12 protein-coding genes are annotated in these 12,779 nt (G+C 67.9%); 6 read left to right on the top strand and 6 right to left on the bottom strand.

The features are described from left to right. The first annotated feature begins 8 nt into the window (after positions 1-8). Complete coding sequence (locus tag MJO58_RS05885) at positions 9-1,016, top strand: VWA domain-containing protein (RefSeq protein WP_090600664.1); 1,008 nt, start codon at positions 9-11, stop codon at positions 1,014-1,016. A gap of 6 nt (positions 1,017-1,022) precedes the next feature. Here MJO58_RS05885 and MJO58_RS05890 read toward each other — a convergent pair whose 3' ends face one another. The 3 genes from MJO58_RS05890 to MJO58_RS05900 all read right to left on the bottom strand — a co-directional run bounded on the left by MJO58_RS05890 (position 1,023) and on the right by MJO58_RS05900 (position 4,326). Continuing rightward, positions 1,023-2,006, bottom strand: a complete 984-nt coding sequence (locus tag MJO58_RS05890) for a VWA domain-containing protein (RefSeq protein ID WP_090600665.1) — start codon at positions 2,004-2,006, stop codon at positions 1,023-1,025. A gap of 99 nt (positions 2,007-2,105) precedes the next feature. Further along, positions 2,106-3,449 (bottom strand): protein export chaperone SatS, encoded by a 1,344-nt coding sequence (gene satS, locus MJO58_RS05895; protein WP_239722271.1) that lies wholly within the window; start codon positions 3,447-3,449, stop codon positions 2,106-2,108. Positions 3,450-3,483: 34 nt separating this feature from the next. Further along, positions 3,484-4,326: an alkaline phosphatase family protein gene (locus tag MJO58_RS05900; protein WP_473143320.1), complete on the bottom strand. Its 843-nt coding sequence runs from the start codon at positions 4,324-4,326 to the stop codon at positions 3,484-3,486. A 133-nt stretch (positions 4,327-4,459) separates the two neighbouring features. On the opposite strand from MJO58_RS05900, the gene upp reads away from it, so the two are divergent. Continuing rightward, positions 4,460-5,194 carry a uracil phosphoribosyltransferase gene (gene upp, locus MJO58_RS05905; RefSeq protein ID WP_239722273.1) on the top strand — a complete coding sequence of 245 codons (735 nt, stop codon included), beginning with the start codon at positions 4,460-4,462 and terminating at the stop codon, positions 5,192-5,194. Here upp and MJO58_RS05910 read toward each other — a convergent pair. Both MJO58_RS05910 and MJO58_RS05915 read right to left on the bottom strand, forming a co-directional pair. Then, entirely contained in the window at positions 5,085-6,665 is a 1,581-nt protein-coding gene (locus MJO58_RS05910) for a phospho-sugar mutase (RefSeq protein WP_090600669.1), read from the bottom strand. The two genes, upp and MJO58_RS05910, sit on opposite strands and share 110 nt — an antisense overlap. 12 nt (positions 6,666-6,677) lie before the next feature. After that, positions 6,678-7,493, bottom strand: a complete 816-nt coding sequence (locus tag MJO58_RS05915; RefSeq protein WP_239722274.1) for a purine-nucleoside phosphorylase — start codon at positions 7,491-7,493, stop codon at positions 6,678-6,680. Positions 7,494-7,536: 43 nt separating this feature from the next. On the opposite strand from MJO58_RS05915, the gene MJO58_RS05920 reads away from it, so the two are divergent. Genes MJO58_RS05920 through MJO58_RS05930 form a run of 3 tightly spaced genes read left to right on the top strand, consistent with a single transcriptional unit; the run spans position 7,537 to position 10,598 of the window. Continuing rightward, positions 7,537-8,199: a cutinase family protein gene (locus MJO58_RS05920; RefSeq protein WP_090600671.1), complete on the top strand. Its 663-nt coding sequence runs from the start codon at positions 7,537-7,539 to the stop codon at positions 8,197-8,199. A 39-nt stretch (positions 8,200-8,238) separates the two neighbouring features. Further along, complete coding sequence (locus MJO58_RS05925) at positions 8,239-9,423, top strand: M20 family metallopeptidase (protein ID WP_239722275.1); 1,185 nt, start codon at positions 8,239-8,241, stop codon at positions 9,421-9,423. Continuing rightward, entirely contained in the window at positions 9,420-10,598 is a 1,179-nt protein-coding gene (locus MJO58_RS05930) for an amidohydrolase (RefSeq protein ID WP_090600673.1), read from the top strand. The genes MJO58_RS05925 and MJO58_RS05930 overlap by 4 nt, the downstream gene beginning before the upstream one ends. Here MJO58_RS05930 and MJO58_RS05935 read toward each other — a convergent pair. Further along, complete coding sequence (locus MJO58_RS05935) at positions 10,595-11,161, bottom strand: TetR/AcrR family transcriptional regulator (protein ID WP_239722276.1); 567 nt, start codon at positions 11,159-11,161, stop codon at positions 10,595-10,597. The two genes, MJO58_RS05930 and MJO58_RS05935, sit on opposite strands and share 4 nt — an antisense overlap. Before the next feature lie 71 nt (positions 11,162-11,232). On the opposite strand from MJO58_RS05935, the gene espB reads away from it, so the two are divergent. Continuing rightward, on the top strand, positions 11,233-12,645 hold the full coding sequence (gene espB / locus MJO58_RS05940; RefSeq protein ID WP_239722277.1) for an EspB family ESX-1 secretion system-associated protein: 1,413 nt from the start codon (positions 11,233-11,235) through the stop codon (positions 12,643-12,645). Positions 12,646-12,779: the final 134 nt, after the last annotated feature.

Here is a 12,779-nt window from a genome sequence, read left to right on the forward strand (position 1 = left end):
TGCGTGACATGAAGTTGCCACTGCTGGGTCCGGTGTCGCTCACGGGCTTTCAGCATGGTTGGTTCTTCCTGCTCCTGCTGGCCGTGCTGCTGGTGATCGGGCTCTACGTCGTCCAGCAATTCGCCCGACGCCGACGGGTGCTGCGGTTCGCCAACATGGAAGTGCTCGAGCGCGTCGCGCCCGCGCGGCTGTCCCGGTGGCGCCACATCCCGACGATCCTGCTAGCGGTGTCGCTGGTGCTGCTGACGACGGCGATGGCCGGGCCGACGACCGATGTCCGCATTCCGCTCAACCGCGCGGTGGTGATGTTGGTCATCGACGTCTCGGAGTCGATGGCCGCCACGGACGTGGCTCCGAACCGGCTGGCCGCCGCGCAAGAGGCCGGTAAGCAATTCGCCGACGAGCTGACGCCGGCGATCAATCTCGGGCTGGTGGCGTTCGCGGCCAACGCCACCCTGCTGGTGTCGCCGACGACCAACCGCGGTGCCGTCAAGGCCGCGATCGACGGCCTGCAACCGGCTCCGAAAACCGCCACCGGAGAAGGCATTTTCACCGCACTACAGGCGATCGCGACGGTCGGTGCGGTGATGGGCGGCGGCGACGGGCCGCCCCCGGCACGCATCGTGCTGGAGTCCGACGGCGCCGAGAACGTGCCGCTGGATCCCAACGCCCCGCAGGGAGCGTTCACCGCGGCGCGCGCGGCCAAGGCCGAGGGCGTACAGATCTCGACGATCTCGTTCGGTACGCCCGACGGGACCGTCGTCTACCAGGGCGCGACGATTCCGGTTCCGGTCGACGACCAGACCCTGCAGGAGATCTGCAAGATCACCGACGGCCAGGCGTTCCACGCCGACAGCCTGCAGTCCCTCAAGGAGGTCTACGGGACGCTGCAGCGCCAGATCGGTTACGAGACCGTAAAGGGCGATGCGAGCCTGGCATGGCTGCTGCTCGGTTCGGTGGTGATGGCCGGCGCGGTGCTGGCCGGCCTGTTGCTCAACCGCAGGTTGCCCGCCTGAGCGGTCCTAAGTAGGCAGCCTGCGGTTGATCAGGAGTGCCAACACCGTGGCGACCAGCGCGGTGAGCACCCCGAGGCGCAACCACCCGGATCCCCCGGGGCCGGGCACGATGCGATACCCGATCTCCTGCTGGATGGCTTCGTAGTCCTTGGTGAGCTCGTCGAGGTTGGCCGCGGTATAGGCCTGTCCGCCGGCCAGCTGTGCGACCTTTTTCATCTGGTCGGTCGAGACCGGGACGTTCACCTGCACCCCGTCCAGGCTGATGCTGCCGCTCTTGGTGCCGAACGAGATCGTCGAGATGGGCACGCCCTGATCCTTGGCCAGACGCGACGCCGTGTAGACACCGTCGTGCGGATCACTGGGATCGGTCGGCCTGTTCTCCCCGCCGTCGGACAGCAGCACGATCCGGGCCGGCGGCGGAGTGTCCCCGCCGGTCGTGTTGGTCGCCTCGATCGCGTGCAGGGCGGTGTAGATCGCTTCACCGGTCGCCGTGCCGTCGCCGAACTGCAGCTTCGACAGGGCATCGATGGTCGCCTGGTGCTGCGGGGTCGGCGGCACCAGAAGATACGGCGTTCCCGCGAAGCCGACGAGTCCGAGGTTGATGCCCGGCGTCAGCGCGGCGGCGAACTTGGCGGCGGCTTCTTCGGCGGCCTTGAGCCGACTGGGTTCGACGTCGGTCGCCCGCATGGACTGCGACATGTCGATCACGAGCATCACCACGGCGCGGTTGCGCGGGATCTTCATGTCGTGGGTCGGGGTACCCAGCGCGATGGTCAACAGCGCCAGGCTCAGCAGCGATACGGCTATCGGCAGGTGCCGCCACGGCGACTGTGGCACCTGCGCCTCGGTGTAGCGGCGCAGGCGGTTCCGGCGCCGGGCCGCAACCACGACGTACACGGCCAGCAAGACCAGCGGGATCAGCCCGAACAGCAGCAGGACCGGACGCTGAAATCCGTACAGCGGCAGCGGTCCGATCACGGGAAGCGACACTCAGTTGACCTTCCCGTCGGGCCGCCGCGGACCTCAGGCGGACGCTGCCGCCAGTAAAGAGGAGACTCGGACACCCGTCAAACGAACGCTGGTAGCGCCCTATTCACGTCTGAGCCGGGAATCGACGAACTTCTCCAATTCTTCCCATTCGCGCACGGCCGCCGAGTACGGCGGTGCGGGCTTGCTCACCGAGCCGGGCTCGAGCACGTAGGCCACCAGCTTGCCCAGCGGGTTGCCGGTTTCCAGTGCCTTGTCGACGGTGCTCTCCTCGGAGTAGTCGCCGATATCGCGGAGCAGTTCGACCGCCAGGTCGAGTTGCTCACGATCGACGGCGTCGGGACCGTCGGCGAAATCGTCGGCCAGCCCGCTGAGCACGTAGATGTTCTCGTCGGTGACCTCCACGGCCAGCGATCCGTCCGTCGCGGCGGTCCGGATGTCGTCGTAGGTGCTCAGATCGGACAGGTCGTGGTCGTGCTCGTCGGCGAGGTAGCGGGCCAGGCTGCGCTCGGAGGTGAACACGCTGATGCGTCCGTTGCGGCCCAGGAAGATCGGGCGGTCGTCGAGGTAGCAGCGCAGCGTGTAGAACGTGCCCGAACTCGTCATGATGCGGACCGGGTCGATGCCGACCTGCAGCCAGAAGTCCTCGTCACCGCCGAGGACGACGGTGTCACCGGGCGCGCGGTCCTCCTCGTCGTCCTCCTCGGAGTCCTCTTCGTCGTCGTCTTCTTCGTCGTCCTCGGAGTCGTCTTCGTCGGCCACTTCCTCGTCGGACTCGGAGTCCTCTCCGTCGGATTCGGCGGTCTCCTCGACTTCGTCCTCGGATTCCTCTTCGGACTCGTCTTCGCGCTCTTCGTCTAACTCTTCGGCGGCCTTCGCTACCGCCGCCTCGTCAACCTCGGGAGTGCTGATGATCTCCTCGATCGCGCTGAGCACGTCGTCCCAGCTGCGTGCGATGACCTCGGCTATCGAATTCCAGCGCTTGGCGCCCGCCTTGCCGGTGAAGTGTTCGATGCCGCCGGACACCGTGCCCAGGCTGGGGTTGCCGTTGAAGAACTTCGACACCGCAGGCAGCTCGCACACCGACCCGATCGACGACACGATCGCCAGTGCGCCGGCCAGCGCGGTCACCGATTGCTCGGTCGGCTTCTCGGCCACCAGCTCCTCGACCGCGATCAGGTCGAACTGTCTGGCCTCGGCGGGCTCGAAATCGTGCGCGTGGGCGGTGGTCAGGTCTTTCCACGCCGGGTGGTCGGTGAGGTCGTTCTCGGCGCCGGAACGCACGAATGCGACGAGATCGGCAACGGTCTCGAAGACGTACAGGTCGTCTTCGTTGCCCAGGAACGCCTCCCACTCGTCGCCTGCGTCGCGCCAGCGCGGTGCCCAGACGGTGTAGCGGTCACCGTCGGACAGGCTCAGACGGATGGGTACGAGGTCAGCAGCCATGCGGCACACAATAGCGACGGCCGGGGAAGCGGGCCTATCCCGCCCAGATGCTGGCGATCGCCGGAGCGTTGGCCGCGTTGCCCGTCTTGGGCAACCCGTACATCTGCTCGATGGTGGACAGCAGGTTGTAGTGGCTCATCTGCTCGGTGTAGCTGCCCGGCTGGACGTGGGCGCCGTAGATGATGGTCGGGATCTGGTTGTGACCACTTGGCGAACCGGATCCGTCGTCTTCGTCCCAGGTCACGATCAGCAGGCTGTTGTTGGCGACCGCCCAGTTGGCATATCCGGACATCTGTCGATTCAGCCACGCGTCGCCCTGGGCGATCGAGCCGTCGTGCATGTTGTCGTCGTTGTTGGGAATGACGAACGACACCGTCGGCAGGCTCGCGTAGTTCCCCTGCGGAAAAGCGGAGAACGGCACGGAACTCGTCGGCGGTACGTTGGTGAAATTGGCCCACGGCACGTGCTTGCGCGCGTATTTGCCCGCGCTGCACACGGGCGAGCCGACCGCGGGCAGGTCCTCCGAATAGCCGACGAATGTGTAACCGGCACCGAACAATTCGGAACCGAGGTTGGGGGCGTTGCCGGCGTTGATCGGGCACGAGTCCTTGGTCAGACCGAAGGTATTGCCGGCGAACATCGCCAGATAGTTCGGTTCGCTGGGGTGGGTTTCGGCGAACGACTGGATCATGTTGGCGCCGTGGGAGGCTAGCGCGTTGATGAACGGGTTCTGCGGGCTGCCGATGATATGGCCTTCGGAACGGTTCTCTTCCACCACAATTACGACGTGCGCGGGCCGGGGAAGCGCCGCCGCGGCGGTCACGCGGGGAGCCAACGGGGTGGCTGCCAACAAAGTCAGCCCCACCGCCGCGACCAACCTTGAAAGACTTCGAATCTCGCGAAACACCCGGGGAGCATATGGGCCGACACGCGCGACGGACGGCAGGCGCGCATGCGGGTGAGCTGCACTTTAGCCAACCGAGGTCGGATCGTTATATACCCTCATGCGCATGGAAGTGCGCGTGATCGACCACCCGTTGGCCGCCACGCGGCTGACGGTGCTACGCGACGAACGCACCGACGCCGCCGGGTTTCGGGCCGCGCTGCGTGAGCTGACGCTGATGCTGGTCTACGAGGCCACCCGGGACGCGGCGACCGCGCCGATCAGGATCCGCACGCCCCTGGCCGAGACCTTCGGAAAGCGGTTGGCCAAGCCGCCGTTGCTGGTGCCGGTGTTGCGGGCCGGACTCGGTATGGTCAGCGAGGCGCACGCCCTGATCCCGGACGCTCAGGTCGGCTTCGTCGGGGTGGCCCGCGACGAGGAAACCCATCTGCCCTTCCCGTACATGGAGTCGCTGCCCGAAAAGCTCAAACACCGGCCCGTCATCGTGCTTGACCCGATGCTGGCCACCGGCGGGTCGATGACGTATGCCATCGAACTGCTGCAGCGCCGAGGTGCCACGGCTATCAGCGTGCTGTGTGTGGTGGCCGCGCCGGAAGGCCTTGCGGCGGTTGAGGAAATCGCGCCGGACGCGCGCGTGTTCACCGCCGCGGTCGACAAGGGACTGAACAAGGCGGCGTACATCGTGCCCGGGCTCGGCGATGCCGGCGACCGTCAGTTCGGGCCGCGCATCTTCACCAGTGTTCCACCGAAGCAACCAACTCAGCGCGCAGCGCGGCGGCGTAAGTCCGAGAAGAAGTTAATTGGTCGGAAGCGGCGCAGCCAATCTCCAAGTAGCACTTGAGCTTCGGCTCGGTCCCGGAAGGCCGCACCACCACTCGGATCGAAGTGTCCCCGTCGCCGGCGGTGAAGATCAGCGCGTCGGTGATGTCGGTGAGGGTAGCCGCGAACCCGGCCAGTTGCTTGGGCGGGGCGGCGCGCAGCCGGGCCATGACTGCGGCGGCCACGGTGCTGTCGTCAACCCGGCGCGAGACCGCCGCGACTTCGTGCACGCCGTATACCCGGGCGAGATCGTCGAGTGCGTCGGAGACCGAACGGCCCTGCTGTTTCGCCGAAGCCACCATGTCGCACACCAGCACCGCGGCGCTGATGCCGTCCTTGTCGCGCACCGCGGCCGGGTCGACGCAGTGGCCGATCGCTTCTTCGTAGGCGTAGACCAGGCTGCCGCCGGGCACCGTCGCATCGGCGCGCGCCAGCCATTTGAAGCCGGTGAGGGTTTCGACGTGGGTCGCGCCGTAGTGGCCGGCGATCTCCGCGAGCATCCGGGAGGACACGATGGTGCTGGCAACGACCGCGTTGTCCGATCGATCGTGGGAGAGGATGTAATCGCCGAGTAGCCAACCGGTTTCGTCGCCGGAGAGCATCCGCCATCCCGTCGCGGTGGGGATGCCCACCGCGCAACGGTCGGCGTCGGGGTCCAGTGCGATCGCGACGTCGGCGTCGATCTCGGCGGCCAGGGTGAGCAGCGCGTCGGCGGCACCGGGCTCCTCAGGGTTCGGGAACGCGACGGTGGGGAAGTCGGGGTCCGGCGCGTACTGGGCGCCGACGGTGTGCACCTGCCCGAAGCCGGCGCGGTGCAGCGTCTCGACGGCCACCGCGCCGCCGACCCCGTGCAGCGGGGTCAGGGCCACCCGCACCGAGCCGCTAGCGCGTCGCACCCCGGCCGCGCGTTCGATGTAGTGCGCAACCAGGTCGGTGCCCGCGGGCGCCACCGGCATGCGGGCGATCTGATCCGCGGGAGGCGCTGTGGCCATTGCGGTTTCGATCTCGGTGTCGGTGGGGGAGATGATCTGGATGCCGCCGTCGAAGTACACCTTGTAGCCATTGTCGGCCGGCGGGTTGTGTGAGGCCGTGATCTGGATCCCGGCGGCGGCGCCAGTGTGGCGTACCGCGTAGGCGACCACCGGCGTGGGCACCGCGCCCGGTAGTAGTAACACCGAAAATCCCTCGGCAGCAAGCACTTCCGCAGTCACCGTGGCGAAGATCGCCGAACCGTGCCGGGCGTCACGCCCGACGATCACTTGCGATCCGGCCAGGCCGCGATCCGTAAGCACCTGCGCCACTGCCCAAGTCGCGCGCGAGACGACCGCGACGTTCATGGCATCCGGCCCGCCGCGTACCGGGCCCCGCAGTCCCGCGGTGCCGAACGTCAGGGGGCGGGCGAATCGTGCGCGAAGTTCCTCGGGCGAGCACGCCGCGAGCTCGGCCGCAGTCGTCGGGTCCGGGTCGTGTGCGATCCACTCCTGCGGCGTCACACGACCATTCTGCTAAATCCGGGCGATCCGCTGGATGATCAGGGCCAGCAGCGCGCCGATCCGGGCCGCCGACGCGGCCCCGGCCGCCATCACGTCGGCATGGCTCAGCGCAGCGCCGGTGATCCCGGCCGCCAGGTTTGTTACCAGCGAGATGCCCAGCACCTCGGCACCGGCCGCACGGGCCGCGATCGTTTCGTGCACCGTCGACATGCCGACCAGGTCGGCGCCCAGGGTCCGCAGCATCCGGATCTCGGCCGGCGTCTCGTAGTGCGGCCCGGGCAGGCCGGCGTACACGCCTTCGGTCAGCTCGGGGTCGGCGTCGCGGGCGAGGTCGCGCAGCCGCGGCGCGTAGGCATCGGTGAGATCCACGAACTCGGCGCCGACCAAGGGCGAACGCGCGGTCAGATTCAGGTGATCGCTGATCAACACCGGCTGGCCGACCCGCAGGTCGGTGCGCACGCCGCCGGCCGCATTGGTCAGCACCACGATGCCGGCCCCGGCCGCACAGGCCGCCCGCACGGGGTGCACGACGTGGCTCAGGTCATGGCCCTCGTAGGCGTGCACGCGCCCGGCCAGCACCAGAACCCGGTGCGCGCCGATGCACATCGACAACAGCTCGCCGGGATGGCCGGCCGCGCGCGGGGGCGCGAAGCCGGGAATCTCGGCCTGGGGCAGCACGACGTCGGGGGAGCCCAGCTTCGCGATCGCCGGCGACCACCCCGAACCGAGAACGATCGCGACATCGTGCTCGTCAAACCCGGTTTGCTCGCGGATGGAATTTGCCGCGCGCCGCGCGAGTTGTGCACTCTCGGATGCAACGTCGGTCACACTCCGCGAGCTTAGCCTCGCTATATATGTCAGGATCTCCCGCATGAGTTTTGGTAGGTGGCCGGTTGTCGGCGCGCTTGTTGCTGTCGCGGTCTCGGTGGCCGCGCTGGTCAGTGGTCCGGCACCGAAGGCGAGGGCGGACTGCCCGGATGTCCAGCTGATCTTCGCCCGGGGTACCAACGAGCCGCCCGGGCTGGGTGCCGTCGGCGACGCGCTCTTCGCCGCATTGCAGCCCCAACTCGGCGGGCGCAGCTTCGACAACTACGCGGTGAACTATCCGGCCAGCTACAACTTCCTGCAGACCGGTGACGGCGCCAACGACGCCCGCGACCACATCGCGGCGATGGTCGACCAATGCCCGCGCACCCACCTGATCCTGGGCGGCTTCTCGCAGGGCGCGGCCGCGGTCTCGATGCTGGCGGGAGTGCCGCCGCTGGGCAACACCATCGGGGAGTTCGGCTCGGCTCCGGCGCTGGACCCCGGCCTGGCCAGCAAGATCAGGGCGGTCGCCGTGTTCGGCAATCCCGGCAACCGCTTCAACACCCCGCTGTCGACGGCCGGGCAGTTCGCCGGGCGCGCAATCGACGAGTGCAGCCCCGGCGATCCGGTCTGCGTAGTCGGCGGTCGCGACCGTGATGCGCACCACGACTATTCGATACCGCCCTACCCGGACCAGGCGGCGGGCTTCATCGCCGGACGGGTGTAGCCCGTCAGCCGCGGCTTCGTTCGATGAGATACTGCGAGGATGCCCACACAGACCGCATTGGACAGCGTCGAGGACGCGGTGCGGCGTCGTGGCGTCGATCTTGTCGAGCTATCGCATGCAATCCACGCCGAGCCCGAGCTGGCCTTCGCCGAGCACCGTAGCTGCGCCAAAACGCAGGCACTGGTCGCCGAGCGTGGCTTCGAGGTCACCGGAGGCCCCGGCGGTTTGGACACTGCCTTTCGCGCCGACTTCGGCAGCGGACCGCTGGTTATCGGGGTCTGCGCCGAGTACGACGCCCTGCCCGAGATCGGACATGCCTGCGGCCACAACATCATCGCGGCCTCGGCGGTCGGCACCGCGCTGGCGTTGGCCGAGGTGGCCGACGAGCTCGGTCTGACCGTAGCCCTGGTCGGCACTCCCGCCGAGGAGGCCGGCGGCGGCAAGGCGCTGCTGCTGGAGGCCGGCACCTTCGACGACGTCGCGGCGGCCGTGATGCTGCACCCCGGGCCGACCGACATCGCCGCCGCCCGTTCGCTGGCCTTGTCCGAAGTGACCGTCGACTACCGTGGCAAGGAATCGCACGCCGCGGTGGCCCCACATCTGGGCGTCAACGCCGCCGACGCCGTCACCGTCGCGCAGGTCGCGATCGGCGTGCTGCGCCAGCAGCTGGCGCCGGGGCAGCTGGTGCACGGGATCGTCACCATCGGTGGGCAGGCGGTCAACGTCATCCCCGGCCACGCGGCATTGCAGTACGCGATGCGGGCGGTCGAGCTGGACTCGCTGACCGAGCTGGAGGGCAGGATGTTCGCGTGCTTTGCCGCAGGCGCCTTGGCCACCGGCTGCGAATACGAAATCAACACGCCGTCACCGGCCTACGCCGAGCTCAAGCCCGACCGATGGCTGGCCGAGATTTGCCGGGAAGAGATGCGCCGACTCGGACGGGAGCCGGTGTCGCCCGAATTCGAGATGGCGCTGCCGATGGGCAGCACCGACATGGGCAACGTCACACAGGTGTTGCCGGGCATCCACCCGGTGATCGGTGTCGACGCCGGTGGCGCGACGGTGCATCAGCGCGCATTCGCCGCGGCCGCCGCCGGGCCGAGCGCCGACCGCGCGGTGGTCGACGGCGCGGTAATGCTGGCGCGCACGGTGGTCCACCTCGCCCAGGACAGCGCCGAGCGTGACCGGGTGCTGGCCGGGGTCCAGCGTCGGGCGGCCACATGAGCCTGGTCGACAACGCCGAATCCTGGCTGGCCGCGCACTACGACGACCTGGTCGAGTGGCGCCGGCACCTGCACCGCTATCCGGAGCTGGGCCGCCAGGAGTACGCCACCACGCAGTTCGTCGCCGAGCGGTTGGCCGACGCGGGTCTGAACCCGAAGGTGCTGCCCGGCGGTACCGGGCTGACGTGTGATTTCGGGCCCGAACACGAGCCCCGGATCGCGCTGCGGGCCGACATGGACGCACTGCCGATGGCCGAGCGGACCGGGGCGCCGTACGCGTCGACGATGCCGAACGTCGCGCACGCCTGCGGGCACGACGCGCACACCGCGATCCTGCTGGGCACCGCACAGGTGCTGGCGTCGGTGCCCGAACTGCCGGTCGGGGTGCGGTTGATCTTTCAGGCCGCCGAGGAACTGATGCCCGGCGGCGCCATCGACGCGATCGCTGCCGGAGCGCTGACCGGGGTGTCGCGGATATTTGCGTTGCATTGCGATCCCCGCCTCGAAGTCGGCAAGGTCGCGGTCCGGCAGGGCCCGATCACCTCGGCCGCCGACCACATCCACATCTCGCTGTATTCGCCGGGCGGGCACACCTCACGGCCACACCTGACCGCCGACCTGGTTTACGGGCTTGGCACGCTGATCACCGGGGTACCCGGCGTTCTGTCGCGGCGCCTCGACCCCCGCAACGGCACCGTCCTGGTTTGGGGCGCGGTCAACGCCGGGGTCGCCGCCAACGCCATTCCGCAGAGCGGCCAGCTGTCCGGCACCGTGCGCACCGCCAGCCGGCACACCTGGCTCGAGCTCGAGGAGATCATCCGTCAGGCCGTGGATTCGCTGCTGGCACCGCTGGACATCGAACACACGATGCAATACCGGCGCGGCGTGCCCCCCGTGGTCAACGAGGAGGTCTCGACGCGCATCCTCACCCACGCGATCGAGGGTGTGGGCCCCGATGCGCTGGCCGACACCCGCCAGTCCGGCGGCGGCGAGGATTTCTCCTGGTATCTGGAGGAGATTCCCGGTGCGATGGCGCGGCTGGGGGTGTGGCCGGGCGAGGGCCCGCAGTTGGACCTGCACCAGCCGAATTTCGATCTCGACGAGCGCGCGCTGGGGGTAGGACTGCGAGTGATGGTCAACATCATCGAGCAGTCGGCACTTTTCCCCGAGGGTTAATGGGGGACGGTCAGCCGTCCCATCTCGACGAAGATCGAGTCGCGCAATGCGTCCGCGGATAAATCCCGCAGGCCGAACGCCGAGCGGATGAAGGATTCGAACAGCTGCCAGCCCAGCAGCAAGGCGACGGCGTGCGCGGTGGCCAGTCGGGCCGCGTCGTCGCTGTCGTGTAGGGGCCGCACCTCGTCGAGCAGGCGATCGGCGGCCGGAAAGCTCGTCTGCAGCTGAGCCACCGGATAGCCGTCGAGTAGCGCCTGGCTGAGGATGCGCAGCTGGCGGGTGCCGGCGGTGGCGATTTCGGGCAACTCCGCGCCGGCATCGATCAGCTTGCTCAGCGCTGCGGCCTCGTGGTTGAGCACCGCACCCACCAGCTGTTCTTTATTGCCGAAGTGGCGGAAGACGAGGCCGTGGTTGACCCGCGCCCGGGCCGCGATATCGCGGATGGATGCGGCCGCCGGGCCACGTTCGGCGAACAGGTCCGCGGCGCTTTCGAGGATCGCGGCGACGACCTCGTCACGTCCCGTCGGCACCTCACCTGCTGGGCTTGCACTCGGTGTAGTCACATGTCTACACTACCATCAACCGCACTGTAGACACCTGACTACAGCGCGCCGGATCGGAGGAGCTGGCCCCCATGACATCGACACTCACGGTCGACTACGACGAATTAATGCAACGCGCCGACGAGGTGGAGGCGCCAGTGCCGGGGCTGCCCACCGAAAACGCCCAGGCACCGTGCCTACTTCGAATGGCGATCTCGGCGACCGAGCAGATCGGGTTGTCCGCCGACAACATGCGCACGTTCCTGCGCACGGGCATCGAGCGGGAATGGCCCAAACTGGCCGACACCATCAGACAAGTGGCCAAGGCCTACGAGGAGGTCGACGAGAGCGCCGCGACCGCACTGGACAACGAAACGTCCGTGTCGGCGGCGTCGTACAGCTTCGCGGCCCAAGAGCTGGACCAGGTGGTGCTCACCACCACGCAGGCGGCGCAGAGCTTCCCCCCGGAATACCAGGACCTGAAGGAGCGAGCGTGGCAGGTCGAGCAGACCGACCTGGGCGCCTCGTTGGACAACTTTGCCGCGGCATGGACCGCTTACCAGAGAACGCTGCTGGAAACGGTCGACCGATTCCGCCCGTTCGACACATATGACGGCGAAGCGGCTTACGCGCTCGAGCAAGAAATGGAACAGCAGCGGCAATGGGTATATCAAATGGCGGACCTGTGCCAGACGATGATTGCCCAGGCCCAAACTCTCGCGTCGACCCAGCGCTGGGCGCTGTCCGAGCATATTTTGGATGACTACAAGCTGATTACGTACAGCTATCTCGTCGAATTCGAAGCAATGTATGAAAAGTACCCGGAATACCGCGACGACTATATGCAGTATTACGTCAAATGGCAGGAAAAGTCGGATGAGGTGATGGAGGAATACCAGAACAAGGCGGCTATGCCTTTGTCACCGGTCAATCCGGCGACGCCGCCCTACGTTCGCGCGCCGAGTGACTCCGGCGGCGGCGGTGGGCTGCCGTCCGGCAACCCGTCCGGCAACAAGCCCACCGACGCGTTGCCGACCGACCCGGGTGGTGGGCATGGTGGGACCGGTGCGGCGGCGGCAAACGCGGCCGACACCCCCACCGACGAGACGCCGGCCAATCTTCCGGCGTACCCGGGGGTAGTCCCGCCGTTGTCGGCTGGGCCGGGAGTCAAACCGGCGTCGGTGAGCGGCGGCGGTATGCCGGCGATGCCACTACAGCCCCCGATTCAACCCGACGGGGTGCCGCGGCCCACCGGGGCGGCGCCTGGGACGGGTGTGTTCGGTATGGGCGCCGGCGGACGCGGCGCGATGGGCGGCGGTGGCGGCGGCATGCCGATGGGCGGCCACGGCGGTCAAAACCAGAACGAAAAGAAAGCCAAGCGCGTCCAGCAGGAGGATGAGGTCCTCTACACCGAGGACCGGCAATGGACCGCACCGGTTATCGGCAACCGTCGACGCAACGACCTTCCCGACGGCGGGGAAGCCCCCATGCCGGCGGCCAGCTGAATTGACCACGGACGAAATATGAGTGTCGCCGTTAATTAATACCTGACAAGCATCGAGGAGAATCACGGATGAACAGAATTCGTGCCCGCCGCATCGGCACAGTGAAGTGCGTGCGCTGCGCGGCCAAAACCGCT

Source organism: Mycobacterium lentiflavum (assembly GCF_022374895.2).
GTDB classification, from domain to species: domain Bacteria; phylum Actinomycetota; class Actinomycetes; order Mycobacteriales; family Mycobacteriaceae; genus Mycobacterium; species Mycobacterium lentiflavum.

Bases quoted from the DNA above. Each gene is read 5' to 3' on its own strand.
- MJO58_RS05885 (WP_090600664.1), top strand. From the start codon at position 9: ATGAAGTTGCCACTGCTGGGTCCGGTGTCGCTCACGGGCTTTCAGCAT.
- satS (WP_239722271.1), bottom strand. From the start codon at position 3,449: ATGGCTGCTGACCTCGTACCCATCCGTCTGAGCCTGTCCGACGGTGAC.
- upp (WP_239722273.1), top strand. From the start codon at position 4,460: ATGGAAGTGCGCGTGATCGACCACCCGTTGGCCGCCACGCGGCTGACG.
- MJO58_RS05920 (WP_090600671.1), top strand. From the start codon at position 7,537: ATGAGTTTTGGTAGGTGGCCGGTTGTCGGCGCGCTTGTTGCTGTCGCG.
- MJO58_RS05925 (WP_239722275.1), top strand. From the start codon at position 8,239: ATGCCCACACAGACCGCATTGGACAGCGTCGAGGACGCGGTGCGGCGT.
- MJO58_RS05930 (WP_090600673.1), top strand. From the start codon at position 9,420: ATGAGCCTGGTCGACAACGCCGAATCCTGGCTGGCCGCGCACTACGAC.
- espB (WP_239722277.1), top strand. From the start codon at position 11,233: ATGACATCGACACTCACGGTCGACTACGACGAATTAATGCAACGCGCC.